Genomic DNA, 14821 nt, shown 5'->3' with positions numbered 1-14821 from the left:
CTTGTAGCGGATTACTCCTTTCATCACTTTGAGATGCCTCAATGTGACAATATGCGGTATTAATCCTCCTTTCGGAGGGCTATCCCCCACTACAAGGCAGGTTGCCCACGTGTTACTCACCCGTCCGCCGCTAGATTGTTTCCGAAGAAACTCTCTCGCTCGACTTGCATGTGTTAAGCACGCCGCCAGCATTCATCCTGAGCCAGGATCAAACTCTCAATTTAAAAAGTTTAATCTCTTAGCTTTTCGCTAATTATTTACTGTAAAAGAATTGCTGGTTCTTTATCTTAATCTGTTTAATTTTCAAAGACCAATTTGTTTGCCGCTTCATGCGACTTCCTTATATTATCACTTCTAATTTTTTTTGTCAACTTTTTTTTAAAAGTTTTTCAAATTTAATTTTTGAAGTTTTTCTGTCGCTGTAACTTCTTGTTATCTGCAACGATATTTATATTATCATATGTTAATTGGTATAGAATATATTTTAACCCTATTTTATTGATTTATTTTGTTTTTTCTCTGAAATCCTAAAATTTAATTCTATTTCCTTATGTTGATACGCAAGGAAATGTTTATTTATATAATTATGTGATTTAAAAGGTTTAATCCTATTCAAACCTTTTAAATCACATAATTAAACATATTTTTAATACTTTTAAACATTATAAACTAATCTTAATTACTTAAATTACCTTTTTAATATGTAGTAACCATCAATATATATTTAAATTATTTGTACATACTATACTTTTAAAAGATAATTGTTTTATCCTCTCACCTCTTTTTACAGTGCACAAATCAAGCATTGAAGGGTACAGTATCTCTGTATTAAATTAACTTACCAAGTTAAAACCTGTAATTTATTACTTTCTAACTTTATATCCTATTAATGTTAGTTTTTCTTAGCTTTAAATGAAGTAACTTCCTTTTAATCAAACTCCACCTGAAGCTAAGAATAACTTTTCATATATTTATTGTACTTAATAATTTTTAATAATATTTTTCTCCCTTTATTCCCTTGGGTATTTTTTTGTTTACTCTATCTCTTCTAAACATTAATGTTTCTTTATATCTATTATCCTCTTCTCTATTATGTATATTATTTTCCCCAATACTTTCAATCCCTTCGATATATTCATCGAAATTTTGTAAAACTCCATCTTCTCCTAAACTCTTTACTTTCTTTGCTATCGCTACACCTGCACCTACGCCTACACTTATTCCAACCATTGCTAATGCTGCTATTAAACCTTTATTATTCTTTCTTTTCTTTTTTATAAATTTCATAAAAGCAAGAAAAGCTTTTCAAATAAAATAAATACTTATTTTACTTTTAGCTATTCTCTTTCCTCCCTTCTATTATGTTTCTGTTCTTCTTTATTCTACCTAAATATTATATAATTTATTCTTATTATAAATTGTATAACATTAACTGTTAATTTCTCTACCATTCCTATATTATCTAACTATACTATTTGCATTTTTTTATATGCAACTATTTGTTTTGCATTAATTTAGAAAAACATATTTTCTAATTGCTAAATAAAATTTACAACTCTCATAGTATAACTATTATTTTTGAATATAATAGTTATATACATTATAATTAATGTTAATACTTTAAAAATCAAGTATCGACAACTACGGAGGTAATTATGGTTACATTTATACTTGAAAACCTCATTTATATCTTATTTTTCATAAACATAGTAATTTCTTTAGCTATAATAGCCTTAGAACGTAAAGAACCTGAAAAAACTATCGCTTGGTTACTTGTTTTTATCCTTTTACCTCCTATAGGCTTTATATTATATATTTTTATAGGTCGTAATTGGAAACTTAAAACTCTTAACAAAGGGCTTTCAAAGGAAATGAAAGATCTTGTGAATCCCATAATAGATAGAATAGAAGATAAATCCTATAAAAATCTAATGGAATTAGTAGCTAACAACAGTCAATCTCCTATTTTTGTTAATAATGCAGTTACAATCTTGAATAATGGTGAAGAAAAGTTTGACGCATTGAAAAAAGAACTATTTAAAGCCAAACATCATATCCATTTAGAATATTATATAGTTAAAAATGACTCCATTGGAAATGAGATAAAAGATATTCTAATTAAAAAATCAAAGGAAGGTGTCAAAGTTAGGTTTATAATGGATAGAGTTGGTTCTATAAGACTTAAAAAATCCTATATAAGAGACTTAGAGCGTAATGGTATAGAAGTTGCCCAATATTCATATTTTTTAGCACCTCTTTTAAGAAGAATAAACACACAAATTAATTATAGGAATCATAGAAAAATTGTTGTTATTGATGGTAAAGTTGGCTTTTTAGGTGGAATAAATATAGGAGACGAATATCTAGGAAAAAGTTCTCTTGGATTTTGGCGTGATACTCATATTATGATAAAAGGTGATTGTGTATTAGGGCTACAATCTGTATTTCTTGATGATTTCTTAACTATTGAAAAAGCTAACAATAGATATACTTTCTACGATAAAGAATTTGATAGATATTTTCCTACCTTAGAAAATGAAACAGGAAATTGTATTATGCAACTGGTAAAAAGTGGACCTGAATCAACTTATCCTTCGATAATGCAATCTATAATTAAAATGATATATATTGCAACTAGTCATATATATATAACTACGCCTTATTTTGTTCCGCCTGAATCTGTAATGGAAGCCTTAAGAACTTCTATTTTATCTGGAGTTAAAGTTAAAATATTAGTTCCTGCTAAACCAGATCACTTGACCGTCTATCTAGCATCAAAAACATATCTTTCAGAACTAGTAGATTGTGGAGCTGAAATATATTGCTATAATAAAGATTGTTTTATTCATGGAAAAGTATTAACTATTGATGGAAAAATGTCTACTGTTGGAACTGCAAACATGGATAGACGAAGTTATGAACTTAACTATGAACTTAATTCAATAATATATAATGAAAACATAACTATGGAATTAGATGAAAAATTTATGGATGACCTACGATGCAGTACAAGATTATATTCTGAAGACTTTTCAGATATAACGAAGGTTGAAAAATTATTACAAGGCATAGCAAGAATTTTCTCTTCGCTTTTATAGAATGAAGATTTATTCAGTGGAATTTCCTTTTTGCCATCTTAATGTTATATAACTTAAGTTTTTATATCATTTTAATAGAAAAGACCCTCATACACTAACAAAAGTATTGAGGGTTCTTTTTATCTAAATATAAATTGCTTTCTTTCTTTTGACTTATTAATAAGTGTTATTATTAGAGCAAATATTAAAGCTCCTGAAGTATCAATCAAAACATCTTTAAAACATCCAAGTCTTCCCGGTATAAATGTTTGGTGAAATTCATCACTACATGCATACAAAAATGAAAATCCTAATGCAATCCACTGTGCAAACCTAAATGCATAATCTTTGAATACTCTATAAGCCAAGAAGCATAATATGAAATATTCAGTCATATGTGCACCTTTTCTTACAATAAAATCTGCCATATCTCCAAAGATTCCATTAACATCTAATCCTAGAAAGGTTAATATATTGATGGCTAATTGACTTTTCTCACTAGATTCAGTTCCATCTTGTTGAGAAAAAATAAAAATAACTACAATCCATGTTACTAATAGACATATGTTTAAAACTTTCCTGTTTTTCATTTTCATTGCTTGTCCACCTCTTCACTGATTCTAAAATTCCGTACAGTATATATACTTTATCATTTTAAAATACTTTAAGCAAAATTTTATATTTAAAATTTTTTCATAAGGCACATGAAAAAAAATAATAATTATAATATTACACTTATACATATTTAAGTCATTAATAATCCAAAACCTATTAAAGGTAATATTGATGATAATGCTATTAATGTTTTGCTTTTAAGATTCTTCCTAGAAGTCATCATTGTAAATCCTATCACCCCTAATAAAATTAATATAAATCCAAATACTCTATTTAAAGCACTTACTATCATTATAATACCTCCTAATATTTAAATAATTCTTATCTTAAGCTTTAGTTCTCCTAAAAATTACTCAATCTAAAGCTTAGAAGAACCTATCTAATAGCATAGACTTGCTTGCTCCAACTTTTAAAATTAAATTATTAGCAATATATAATTGCTAAACGAACTATATATATATTTTATTACTTATTATTAGGACAATCCATAACAAACAGCTTACAAAAAAGATAAATAGCTTACAATTTTGTAAGCTATTTATCTTTTTAAAATTCTTATCTAACAAAGTCATTGTATATATATCCTGGTCTATTTGCATCATCATACATGTACACGTCAAATAATGGTTTTATGCTTTCATTCTTTAATGTATATCTATCATTAAATCCTTCAATTGTATATTTAAAAGTAAACGTCTTTCCTTTACATGTAGCATCAATATCTCCATAGGTAAGATTTTCTCCTTTGGTTTTACTAATTCCATTTATTACAACATTATCATACCAATCTTCCCCATACTCTTTAGAAATATCTTTATTAATTCTTTCCAAAAGATACTCTAGCCAGTAATTATAGGTTACCCCTCTGTAGTATTGTACAGCATAATCTTTTATGGCATCCTCCCTAACAACTGCTCTCATTAAATCTGTATCATTATCATGAACAGCCTTTAAAAAAACATTGTAAGCTCCATCTGGTGTCATTGTACATTTTCTATCCAGTTTGTACGTGTTCAATTTTTTAGGGTATTCATATATTGGAACTTTATAATAACAATAAGTAGATATAACACCAATTATTAACACAACTATACAAATAGGAATTGACCACCAAGCACTAATTTTTCTCATACTGTTTTTTTTCTTTGATTTAACGTCACTAGTTTTCTCCACAATAAAGCCCCCTATCTCAATTATTTAACAAATTTACTTTATTATATTTTACATGTAATTTATTCCATTATATATTAAATATTTTTTAATTGATAAAATTATATATTTTTTATTTCATACCTATTCTTTTAAGCCAATATATCTTATAACTTTAATATATGTTTAATGCTGATTCACAAACCCAAAATATATCTCATTGAAATAATTAAGAATATACCAAGGTATTTTTAATCTCCATCTTATTTGTATAAATATTTAACTTCTAAATTTTTTCTATCTCTTAATTTTATTATATAAAAAAACTTATTTTTTAGTTAGTTAAAAAAGTCACTTTTTCACAATGACAAATGTAATATTTTTACTATCAAATTCTTTTTTATTCGATAACCATCTTCCCTTATAAGCGAATCTCCTAAAAAGCGATAAATAACATGCTTTATGCATGTGGATTGTTTTTTATTTTCATAGTATTATAAATCCATGCTATAAAAATAAACCACTAAAACTATTGAATAGTCTTAGTGGTTTTGATTTAAAAAACAATGAAAAATATATTTAATTATCTAAACTTCTTGTTAATTCTATTTATTGCATTTTATACTTTATTCTTAAGTAAGCATATACTGGACATCCTAACATCATTAGTAAAAATCCATACATAACCGTTTCTGCTCCTGAACCATATATAGTCCACATAGCATATATGAATCCCAAAATAGGAATTATACTTTTCTTCAGTAGTTTTTTGCTCGTTAAGGCCTTGTTTCTAGACAATATGATTATATCTGAAATAGCAGTTATTCCGTATATAGGCAAATATGATAATGTAGCTAGTAATGTTATTACACTTAATGCACTTGAAAACCCTTTTGAAAAGTTCATTAATAGTACAATATTAGTTAATAATGAACTTACTATCAACGCAACATGAGGAGTACCATACTTTTTATGCTTTTTAGCAAAAAATTTAGGGAATATTTTATCCTTTCCTGCTGCATATGCTATTCTAGCTGATGACAATATCCATCCTAGTGCAGTTCCAAAAATACCTACTACTATAGATGCATTTAAAATAGATACTATTTTAGATCCATATACTTTAGCAAATATATCAGATATAGGAGCTTCACTTATCATTAAATCTTGTTGACTCATAGCTCCCATAGCTACGAAACTTATTAATATATAAAATACACAAGCTATCAATATCCCATAAATAGTACTCTTATATATATTTTTTTCTGGATTTTCTATTTCTCCACCTGTAACACTTGCACTTTCTAACCCGACAAATGCCCATAAGGTTATTGTTGCTGCTGCTGGTAATGTTTCTATTCCTTTCCCTTGTGGAAACATAGGTGTAATATTTGATACATCAAAATTCATTCCAGCTATTATTATAAAGATAAGTAAAACTAATAATTTAAATACAGTTATTCCACTTCCAATTTTACCTGCGATTTCAACACCTTTTATGTTTAAAAAAGTTACCGTCCACAAAATCCCTGAGCACACTAAAAATCCCACAATTTTATTTGTATTTATTATTGGAAATATAGCTCCAGCATAGCTTGCTACAGCTATTATAACCGCTGCATTTCCAATCCATGATCCATTCCAGTAAAGCCATGCATTAGAAAAACCTATAAAGTCTCCAAATGCCTCCTTTCCATACTCATATGGCCCGCCAGTTTTGGGTATAGATGATCCTAATCTTGCAAAACTAAATGCTAAAAATATTGATCCTATACCTGTTATTAACCAAGCTAATATTATAGAACCTGGTCCTGAAGCATGTGCTAATGTATTAGGCAACATGAATATTCCTGATCCAACCATATTACCCACGACTAAAGCTGTTGCCACAAATAGAGACATTTTTTTCTTCTGCATATTCTTTGCATTGTCCATACTTTACCCTCCTATAAAAAAATTACACTGTTAATATTATCCTTATGGTAATAAATATACCATATAATTGCATTAAAATCCAAAAAAAACCCTGAGCATAACACTCAGGGTATATAACAAAATAATTTATTTAAATACTCCATGAATGATAGCTCATCACAAATACTATTGTGACAGTTTTACACATATTATATGTAAACCCAGTTAATTAGTTTTAAAGCATTAACTAAATTACTTCGGCGAAATTTCCTTTCCAACATCTTCATCGTGCTTATCTCTAATGCTGTACTATTAAATAACGCAACCTCTATCTTTATTTTTAATTTTAAAAGCTATGTCATTATATTATTTATTTTTATATAAGTCAATTGTTTTTTAATTTATCAATTTTCAAAAAGAAAAAACACTCCTAATATCTAGTATTTTTTCTTTTTCTATACTTTTTTACTGTTACTATGGCTGTTGAAGGTTGCTTTTGTATCCATCTTATAAATCTTGATAGTTTATAATCATTTTTTAATCTTTTAATTGTGTAAAGTCTATATGATAATTCCATATTATTATATAGTGCATGAATTTGTTTGTGACAAGGAATGCATATCATACAGGTCTCTAAATACCTGCCTCCATATTGTATTGGTATTAAATGATGTTCTGTTAATTCAACATTATCTCTTTCGCAAAATTCACATTTACCTTGCATTAACTTCACCACCTGATACTATAAGTAAATTTTTACAATATGGACAAAATCATCTATCCATTGAACAAATAAAGCATTTGACTTTATATTAAAGCCAAATGCTATTATTTGCTTAAAATTAAATTTTATTACTTGCTTCTCAAACAAACCTCTAATTCAAGGTCAGATTCTATTGTATATCCACAGTTAATCCTAGAAGATATATTCTTTAAGCATACTTTTAAATCTAAATTCTCTATACTATTAACACCTGATGGTATTCTGATAATTAAATTAAAAGGAACTTCACTGCATACTTTTTTATGACAATCATATCCCTTATCATAAATATATTCTGTTTTAACAACTCCTGAAACTCTTAGTCTATTGTTACGACCACAGCCACCAATTCTATCAACTTTTGTAATCTCAACTTGTCCTGTAGAATCTATTATCCCTATAGCTGGTCCCATTTGACAACTTAATCTTACTATATCCTCTAATTCTACTTCTCTACATTGATTAAATCTTACACCTATAGTAACAGTGTTTGATCGTATTTCTTCACTTACTATTCCGTTCAATATAGATACTCCAAAAGCTGTATTACGTATTCTACATCCTTCTCCCATAGCCTCAACTCTTGCTTTGATATAAACGCTTACTGTCTCATGAGGTGCTATTTGTCCTAAATTTATACCCCTTGACAATCTACAACAATTATATTTTTGACCTCTTGATAGTACCTCTATACATCTTAAGGCTGGACTTAATTGATCTCTTAAAATAAAGCTTTCTATGGTTGCATGACATCTATTGGTTATATCTATTGTATAAACAACGATTTCTCCTAATTGAACGCGTTCTTTATTTACAGATTTGACCATTTCCGCTTCAACACGCATTATTCTTGTAGTTACAGTATTGCTGTGAGCTTTTTCATTTACTCTATCTCCACAATCATATGGAACATATGAATAACAAACTACTGCAAAGTTTTCTACTAATTCTGAACTACATTCTTTTACTACTACTTTAAAAGTTATACTTACACATTCAGAAGGTTTTATTGTTTTTATTAGAATATCAGTCCAACGGCATGCATTAACTTTTCTATTGTTAATCCTTAAACTACCACTTACATAACATAAACATTTATCTAAACAATCCTTAACGATAACATCACACGCTGGAGCTGTTCCAATATTTCTTATAGTTAAGCAATATCTTAAAACTTCTCCTTGACATGCTATTTCTTTATCAACTGATTTTTCTACTATAAGCTCTGCCTTATTATAATTATGATCATCACAATCACAATCACAATTCCAATCACAATCAGAATCAGAATCGGAATCGGAATCAAAGTTACAGTCATTATCCCAATCTTCTTTGTCACATTCATTATCTCTTATATTTTCATAACACTCATTTCGTGAATCTCTACCACAATTGTTATCTTCTCTTAGTGAAAAATCCCAACTATCATTGTTAGAAAATGAAGAGTTAGAATTGTCATCATTTATACGTACATCTTCTACTTCAAACATAAAATTGTCATCCGACATATCAAAATAATCATTTAAATCTTCATTCTCATAACAATTACGATCGTCATCATTATTACAATGGAATTTATTTTTACCCATATATTACTCACCTCTACTAAAAATTATTCATTTGTTTAATGTATAATATATATTATGTGAGCTCCTTACTATTGTTACATATTTAAACTTTTTAAATATACTTTACCTATTACCATTAATTACTTTATTTTCAAACAAATTGTTATTATAGATATTACATTTGAGCTGTAATATTAAACTATTATCATCATTTATTTTTAATACATCTTGTATTATGCCTACATAAATGTTTTCTTCTTCTAAAAAGCTGTATTTTTTAGGTATTAAAACATCAAATTGTATTTTTTCACTATCACACTCTCTATATAAGTCTGTTTTAAAAACAATACTTAAAATTATTTTTAAAATTATTCGTTCAGTATCCTCTCCATAATTTTTTACTATGATTTTATTTAATTTAATATCTTTTACCTTAATTTTATAAAAAATATTTTCTAAAATCTTAGTATCACGATTTATAATAAAAGTTTTTTCAATACCTTTTAAAAAGTTTGAGTGAATATTTATATATAATGTGTTTCCATCTATGATTTTTTCTTCATATAAGTACTCTTCTTTTCTGTATTTAACATTTACTTTAGGTACCATAGATACAAGCTTCTCTGGTACTTCTATAATCTTAAATACTATTTTTATCGTACAACATTCTTGAATATCTAATCTTCTTAAAATCACCATATTTCTTTTGTTATAATCATACAATTTATCATTAATGTAAATCTTCTTTAATTGTAGAACCCCATCAAATTTGCCCCAAAATTTTTCTAATTGCAAATCAACTAATGGTATAGTACCTTTATTTTTTAGTGTAAATTGTACTTTTACTTCTTCATTTAATGCTCCTTCATTTACATCTGAAAAATTCTCTATTTTTAGTTTCAAGACATTTATCTTAATGTCTTTTAAAACTAAATTCTGCTCCTTAGATACTCCATTACTTAAAAATTTAAGTTTGCCTCTAAACACTATTCTACTTTCTATAGTTAAGGCTTCTACTTTTTCTATATAATTTATAGTCAATTTTTCATTTGGTCTTATATCGTCTAAAAATACTTTATTATATGAACCACTGTTTATCGACTTGGTATTTACTAATATACTTCTTGGTATTATTACTGCTCCTATGCATGGACTTATATTAAATTCTACATTTTCAAGCTTATATTGTTCATCATTATATATTTCAATTGTAAAATTAACTAGTTCTCCTAAAAGCACACTATTTTTATCGGTGTTAACATTTATCCTCAATCTATCACCACCAGCCCTAAAATATAAATCCCTTATTTATAATATGGTTGCAAGTGATTTTTGACACTTTTTCCCTTTTACTTAATGTATTTTACTTTTAAACATATTGAATGTGCCTTAACCCCAAAATTGAGGTCTAAGCAATCCAAACTAGCTGACTACACAAAGTATTGTAATATATAAAAACTTTATATAACTCAATTCCAATAACTCACTGCATTCAACAATTAGAATTCTTAACGACCTATAAAGTTTTTTATACCAACAATACTAATTATTTGTCAGATAATTTGCTAATGCTTAGACCTCACTTCTCTTTAGATAATTCTATATATATGTTGTAATTAAAAATCTGCATACAATTCAAGTATCGTTATATCAATTTTATGAATAAACATTATTAACTAGTGACTCAAATAAGCTAAGCTCTTTTGTATTACTTATTCCCTCACACTTGTTTTATGTAAGCTTTTTATCTATTTATATACTTCATCTACCTTTGTGACTATCCAAGAATCACTACCTTTATCATAGGTAAGTTCTGTCATAAAAGATTTATTTATAGTTTCTTCATTATAAGGTATAAATACTATGCTCTTTTGTTTTTGATAACTAATCTCCGCTATAGCATAGGTTTTATATTTTCCATCCTCATATTTCATTGATATATTGTTTTGTTCCCATTTCAAATCTTTAAGTTCATAACTATTTTTTATAATCATCCCTTTTTGATAATATTTGTTGTACAACTCATCTTTTATAGTGCTAGACGTATTCTTTATTTTATCTTTGTTTCCATCAGTTACCGCTTTAAATAAATCATTATAAAAATCCTTATATATACCCTCTAAGTGCATTCTTAAATTATCAGTTAATGGATTTAAATCAAGCTTTATCACACCTGAATCCCCTATAGTCTTTTCATCGCTTTTTACAATCCCCCACGGGAATTGTCTCTCTACATAAACATTACAACTACCATCAGATGGTATAGGCCCTATTTCTTTAAACTCATCCACTGTCTTTCCGCTATTATCTCCATTTATAAAAACATTGCTATCTCTATAGTTGCTATCAATAGTAAGTTTTACCCCTTTAAGTTTTACATCAATATTATTTTCGTATAATAGAACAGATATATTTCTTGATTCACTGATCTGCCCATACTCATTCTTATAAATACTCTTCAAATTATAGGTTCCAGGAAATATTGGTCCCACTTTAAAATATGAATCTTCTTCCTTTGTATCATAAACTTCTTTTTCATTTAAATATATTTTTGTATTTTCTAAATTAACATTAATATTTAAATTAACTGAAGATAATTCTATGTAATATTTTAATCCTAGAAACCCTTCCTCACTTTTTAACTTTAGTAAATCCTTAGATGAATCTTCATATCTTAATATATTCACAAATTCTCTTTTTCTATCCGGATTTTCATTTAAGTAATCCACAAAAGGTTTTATTGTTTCTTCATTAACTTCTAATTGTGGATCACCAGATTTCATATATTTGTATATTCTATATGGATTTTTACTATTTAAAGTTTTTTCAAATCCACTAATTACTCTACTTTTAGAACTTTTTGCTATTACATATGAAAAACTACCAAAGCCAACTAATAAAACAATTCCTACAATTATAATTATCTTTTGTTTGTTTGTAAGTTTTTTTAATTTTTCATTTACAAACCACTTTAACCATTTTGATATTTTATCTTTTAAGCCATAAAAATATTCTTTATTCATACGTTAAACAGAAATGATCATAGTCATTCCTATATTTGCTCCTCTCATCTCTGATTTTATTCCCTTTCTACTTTCTATCAATACTTAAATTTTTTAACTATTATTCTACCCATTATTAAATGCCTTAATAAAATAACGTCATTCTAATTAATAAACTTCATTTCAAATTATACTTTTTCATTACTTTTTAAATATACATAATATATATTTTAATATATATTATACCTAAGTATACACATTATATTACATATTATTATTATAACTATTTAATGATTATCCTAATAATTTTACTTATGTTTTAAATAACCACCACATATATCACTTATCAAAACTTATTTCACTTTCCAATCACTAACTTTCAATTTATAATTTATAGCTCATGATTAATCCAGTATTTGTAGTTTTAAAAATAAATTCTTCTTCTAATTATTAACACTAAAAATGTGTATGTTAAATTAAAAAGGATAAGCATAAATATCAATGCTTATCCTTTCTATATTATATAAAATAATGAGTAACGATACTTTATATACAATTTCATATTTTCTATAATTAGACTGCCTTAAAGAATACTTTATCTTACTCCAACTTCATACAAAACATATGAGTAAGCTATTATAATAATACATATTTCGAAACAATATATAAAAATTCTATATCCTTGAGAAACGGTATCCTTTCCTTTTGAAAGCTTTTCTCTTAAAGATGTCTTTTCAACGTCACTTTCTTCTCCATTTTTTCTTAAAGTCTTTCTAGGACTTAAGAATGCTATCAATCCTACTATTATATATAGAGCCATAGAATAAAATAATCCATTTGCTATATTAATTAAACCAAATTTAAATATAAACCCCAATATAGCAAAGATGATACAATATATGTTTCCAATTATAAAGGCTTTAAATATATTGTTTTTCATTTAGATACCCCCACCCTTAAACTTTTTTAATTATATCTTAAAACCAATTTAGTATTTTGTCAAAATATTCATTATTATTTGTTTCTTTGGATTTCAAAGAATTTATAGGTTATATTACCTTCACATCCACTCTTCTCTGAAATAACATTCCAGTCTTTAAAATCTATATTAGGGAAAAACGTATCACCTATAAAGTCTTCATAAATTCTTGTTAAATAAATTTTTTTTGTGTATGGAAGCAATAACGAATATATTTCTCCTCCACCTATAACAAATACCTCTTCATCACTTTCTACAAGGCTATGTAATTTATCTATAGAGTTTACAACTTTAACTCTCTCATCTAAAACTCTATAATCTCTATCTCTGGTTAAAATCACATGAAATCTATTTGGTAATATTTTAGGTAAAGATTCAAATGTCTTTCTTCCCATTATTATTACATTACCTTCTGTTATTTCCTTAAATCTTTTAAGGTCTCCTGGCAAATGCCACAATAATTTATTATTGCCTCCTATAACATTATTGTTACCAACAGCAACTATTGCACTTAACATAAGTACACCCCCTAAAATAATCTTATTGTGTTAATAAATTAAGGTTGTTCAACTTTTTTGTGGATGATGTGGACAAGTTGTGGATAACTTTCTGTGAAAAAAGTAGAATTATGTCGCACCATTGAATTTCTTAGATTTTACGGGGTTAGACAAATTATTTTCAACTTATTAAAATCTAATTTTTATATAAGTTTTCCACATTATTGAAAAGTTATGCACATTTCCTGTGGACAAGTTGTGATTAAGTCACCTTTTTTTGTGGTTATCTTGTTGATTATTAGCCTTAATCTGTTGAAAACCTCTTAATTTAACTATATCTTATCCACCAATAAATTTAAAGTATATTTTTTTACAATTTATATTGCTCTAAAATTCATCATAAATTATAAATTTTATCAAAATCTTACAAAATATACTATACCTTATATCCTTTAGTCTTAATATAGTTTTTCTTTAAAAGTCTATATATTTTTAAGTTCATTGATTTAATATCATATATGACATTAGCTGTGAATATATTTAATTAAAATTGATTAGGAGGCTTTATATGTTAACTTTTAATAATAAAACATTAAAAATTTGGTTTTTTATAGGAATATTATTTATTTTTACTATGGGTAGTTTACTTCACTTTACCTATACCTTATCTGGTAACAATAAAATTGTAGCTTTATTTAGTGCCACAAATGAAAGTGTTTGGGAGCATTTAAAATTAGCTTTATTTGGGACTATATTTTTTTCATTTATAGAATATTGGATGATTCTCGGAAATGTAAGAAATTATTTTTTTGGTAGGCTTATTGGCATTTTATCTATGATGTTTTTTATAACTATTATGTTTTATACTTATACAGGAATACTTGGTCATTCTATACTCCCAATAGATATATCACTCTTTTTAATTGGAGCTATAATTAACCAATTTGTATCTTACAAATTAATGATGAATGAAAATCTTAAAAATTATAATCTATACTCCTTTTGGGGACTACTCGGATTAATTTTCTTATTTTTTATATTTACATTTTATCCTCCAAATTTGCCATTATTCATGCCTTCTAATGAATAACAAGTTATGAGTGGCAAGTGACAAGTTAATGTTAAAAGTCACAGATTTTCTTAAAAATATTTTTACTTGCAACTTATCACTAATTAAAAACATCTTTAATCCTAGGTTTTATCAGTATTTTAGGATGAAAATTTTTTATACTTTCCTGACATTAAAAGAGGAGCCCA

At 26.7% G+C, this 14821-nt stretch carries 13 protein-coding genes, 1 rRNA gene and 1 riboswitch; of the genes, 2 read left to right on the top strand and 12 right to left on the bottom strand.

Annotation, left to right across the window (positions count from 1 at the left end):
- Positions 1-224 (bottom strand): 16S ribosomal RNA (locus BM119_RS11850); the annotation flags it as partial.
- A 766-nt stretch (positions 225-990) separates the two neighbouring features.
- Positions 991-1287 (bottom strand): hypothetical protein, encoded by a 297-nt coding sequence (locus BM119_RS11845; RefSeq protein WP_090041727.1) that lies wholly within the window; start codon positions 1285-1287, stop codon positions 991-993.
- Between the two features lie 368 nt (positions 1288-1655).
- Here BM119_RS11845 and cls point away from each other — a divergent pair, with 368 nt between their 5' ends.
- Positions 1656-3098: a cardiolipin synthase gene (gene cls / locus BM119_RS11840; RefSeq protein ID WP_090041725.1), complete on the top strand. Its 1443-nt coding sequence runs from the start codon at positions 1656-1658 to the stop codon at positions 3096-3098.
- Between the two features lie 119 nt (positions 3099-3217).
- Here cls and BM119_RS11835 read toward each other — a convergent pair whose 3' ends face one another.
- The 10 genes from BM119_RS11835 to BM119_RS11795 form a co-directional block, all read right to left on the bottom strand.
- The gene (locus BM119_RS11835) at positions 3218-3673 is read right to left on the bottom strand and encodes a VanZ family protein (protein WP_242948421.1); all 456 of its coding nucleotides are present in this window, start codon (positions 3671-3673) and stop codon (positions 3218-3220) included.
- A 149-nt stretch (positions 3674-3822) separates the two neighbouring features.
- Entirely contained in the window at positions 3823-3984 is a 162-nt protein-coding gene (locus tag BM119_RS19920; protein ID WP_177199407.1) for a hypothetical protein, read from the bottom strand.
- A 263-nt stretch (positions 3985-4247) separates the two neighbouring features.
- On the bottom strand, positions 4248-4865 hold the full coding sequence (locus BM119_RS11830) for a hypothetical protein (RefSeq protein ID WP_090041723.1): 618 nt from the start codon (positions 4863-4865) through the stop codon (positions 4248-4250).
- A gap of 585 nt (positions 4866-5450) precedes the next feature.
- Positions 5451-6776: an APC family permease gene (locus BM119_RS11825; RefSeq protein WP_090041722.1), complete on the bottom strand. Its 1326-nt coding sequence runs from the start codon at positions 6774-6776 to the stop codon at positions 5451-5453.
- A 141-nt stretch (positions 6777-6917) separates the two neighbouring features.
- Positions 6918-7094, bottom strand: a riboswitch (Lysine riboswitch).
- 91 nt (positions 7095-7185) lie between these two features.
- Positions 7186-7479 (bottom strand): hypothetical protein, encoded by a 294-nt coding sequence (locus BM119_RS11820; RefSeq protein ID WP_090041720.1) that lies wholly within the window; start codon positions 7477-7479, stop codon positions 7186-7188.
- Between the two features lie 128 nt (positions 7480-7607).
- Positions 7608-9107, bottom strand: a complete 1500-nt coding sequence (locus BM119_RS11815) for a DUF11 domain-containing protein (RefSeq protein WP_090041718.1) — start codon at positions 9105-9107, stop codon at positions 7608-7610.
- Positions 9108-9209: 102 nt separating this feature from the next.
- Positions 9210-10358, bottom strand: a complete 1149-nt coding sequence (locus tag BM119_RS11810; protein WP_090041716.1) for a hypothetical protein — start codon at positions 10356-10358, stop codon at positions 9210-9212.
- 476 nt (positions 10359-10834) lie between these two features.
- Positions 10835-12109 carry a TcaA 3rd/4th domain-containing protein gene (locus BM119_RS11805; protein ID WP_090041714.1) on the bottom strand — a complete coding sequence of 425 codons (1275 nt, stop codon included), beginning with the start codon at positions 12107-12109 and terminating at the stop codon, positions 10835-10837.
- Positions 12110-12683: 574 nt separating this feature from the next.
- Positions 12684-13028 (bottom strand): hypothetical protein, encoded by a 345-nt coding sequence (locus BM119_RS11800; RefSeq protein ID WP_090041713.1) that lies wholly within the window; start codon positions 13026-13028, stop codon positions 12684-12686.
- Positions 13029-13102: 74 nt separating this feature from the next.
- Complete coding sequence (locus BM119_RS11795; protein ID WP_090041711.1) at positions 13103-13585, bottom strand: dihydrofolate reductase; 483 nt, start codon at positions 13583-13585, stop codon at positions 13103-13105.
- Positions 13586-14132: 547 nt separating this feature from the next.
- Here BM119_RS11795 and BM119_RS11790 point away from each other — a divergent pair.
- On the top strand, positions 14133-14654 hold the full coding sequence (locus BM119_RS11790) for a DUF6512 family protein (RefSeq protein WP_090041709.1): 522 nt from the start codon (positions 14133-14135) through the stop codon (positions 14652-14654).
- The last annotated feature ends 167 nt before the right edge of the window (positions 14655-14821 follow it).

Source organism: Clostridium frigidicarnis, from assembly GCF_900111985.1.
Classification (GTDB): Bacteria; Bacillota; Clostridia; order Clostridiales; family Clostridiaceae; genus Clostridium_Z; species Clostridium_Z frigidicarnis.
Note: the sequence above shows the minus strand (reverse complement) of the source record. Positions and strands in the feature narration are given on the sequence as shown.

Coding starts and splice junctions, on each gene's coding strand:
- BM119_RS11845 (WP_090041727.1), bottom strand. CDS start 1,287: ATGAAATTTATAAAAAAGAAAAGAAAGAATAATAAAGGTTTAATAGCA.
- cls (WP_090041725.1), top strand. CDS start 1,656: ATGGTTACATTTATACTTGAAAACCTCATTTATATCTTATTTTTCATA.
- BM119_RS11835 (WP_242948421.1), bottom strand. CDS start 3,673: ATGAAAATGAAAAACAGGAAAGTTTTAAACATATGTCTATTAGTAACA.
- BM119_RS19920 (WP_177199407.1), bottom strand. CDS start 3,984: ATGATAGTAAGTGCTTTAAATAGAGTATTTGGATTTATATTAATTTTA.
- BM119_RS11825 (WP_090041722.1), bottom strand. CDS start 6,776: ATGGACAATGCAAAGAATATGCAGAAGAAAAAAATGTCTCTATTTGTG.
- BM119_RS11820 (WP_090041720.1), bottom strand. CDS start 7,479: ATGCAAGGTAAATGTGAATTTTGCGAAAGAGATAATGTTGAATTAACA.
- BM119_RS11815 (WP_090041718.1), bottom strand. CDS start 9,107: ATGGGTAAAAATAAATTCCATTGTAATAATGATGACGATCGTAATTGT.
- BM119_RS11805 (WP_090041714.1), bottom strand. CDS start 12,109: ATGAATAAAGAATATTTTTATGGCTTAAAAGATAAAATATCAAAATGG.
- BM119_RS11800 (WP_090041713.1), bottom strand. CDS start 13,028: ATGAAAAACAATATATTTAAAGCCTTTATAATTGGAAACATATATTGT.
- BM119_RS11795 (WP_090041711.1), bottom strand. CDS start 13,585: ATGTTAAGTGCAATAGTTGCTGTTGGTAACAATAATGTTATAGGAGGC.
- BM119_RS11790 (WP_090041709.1), top strand. CDS start 14,133: ATGTTAACTTTTAATAATAAAACATTAAAAATTTGGTTTTTTATAGGA.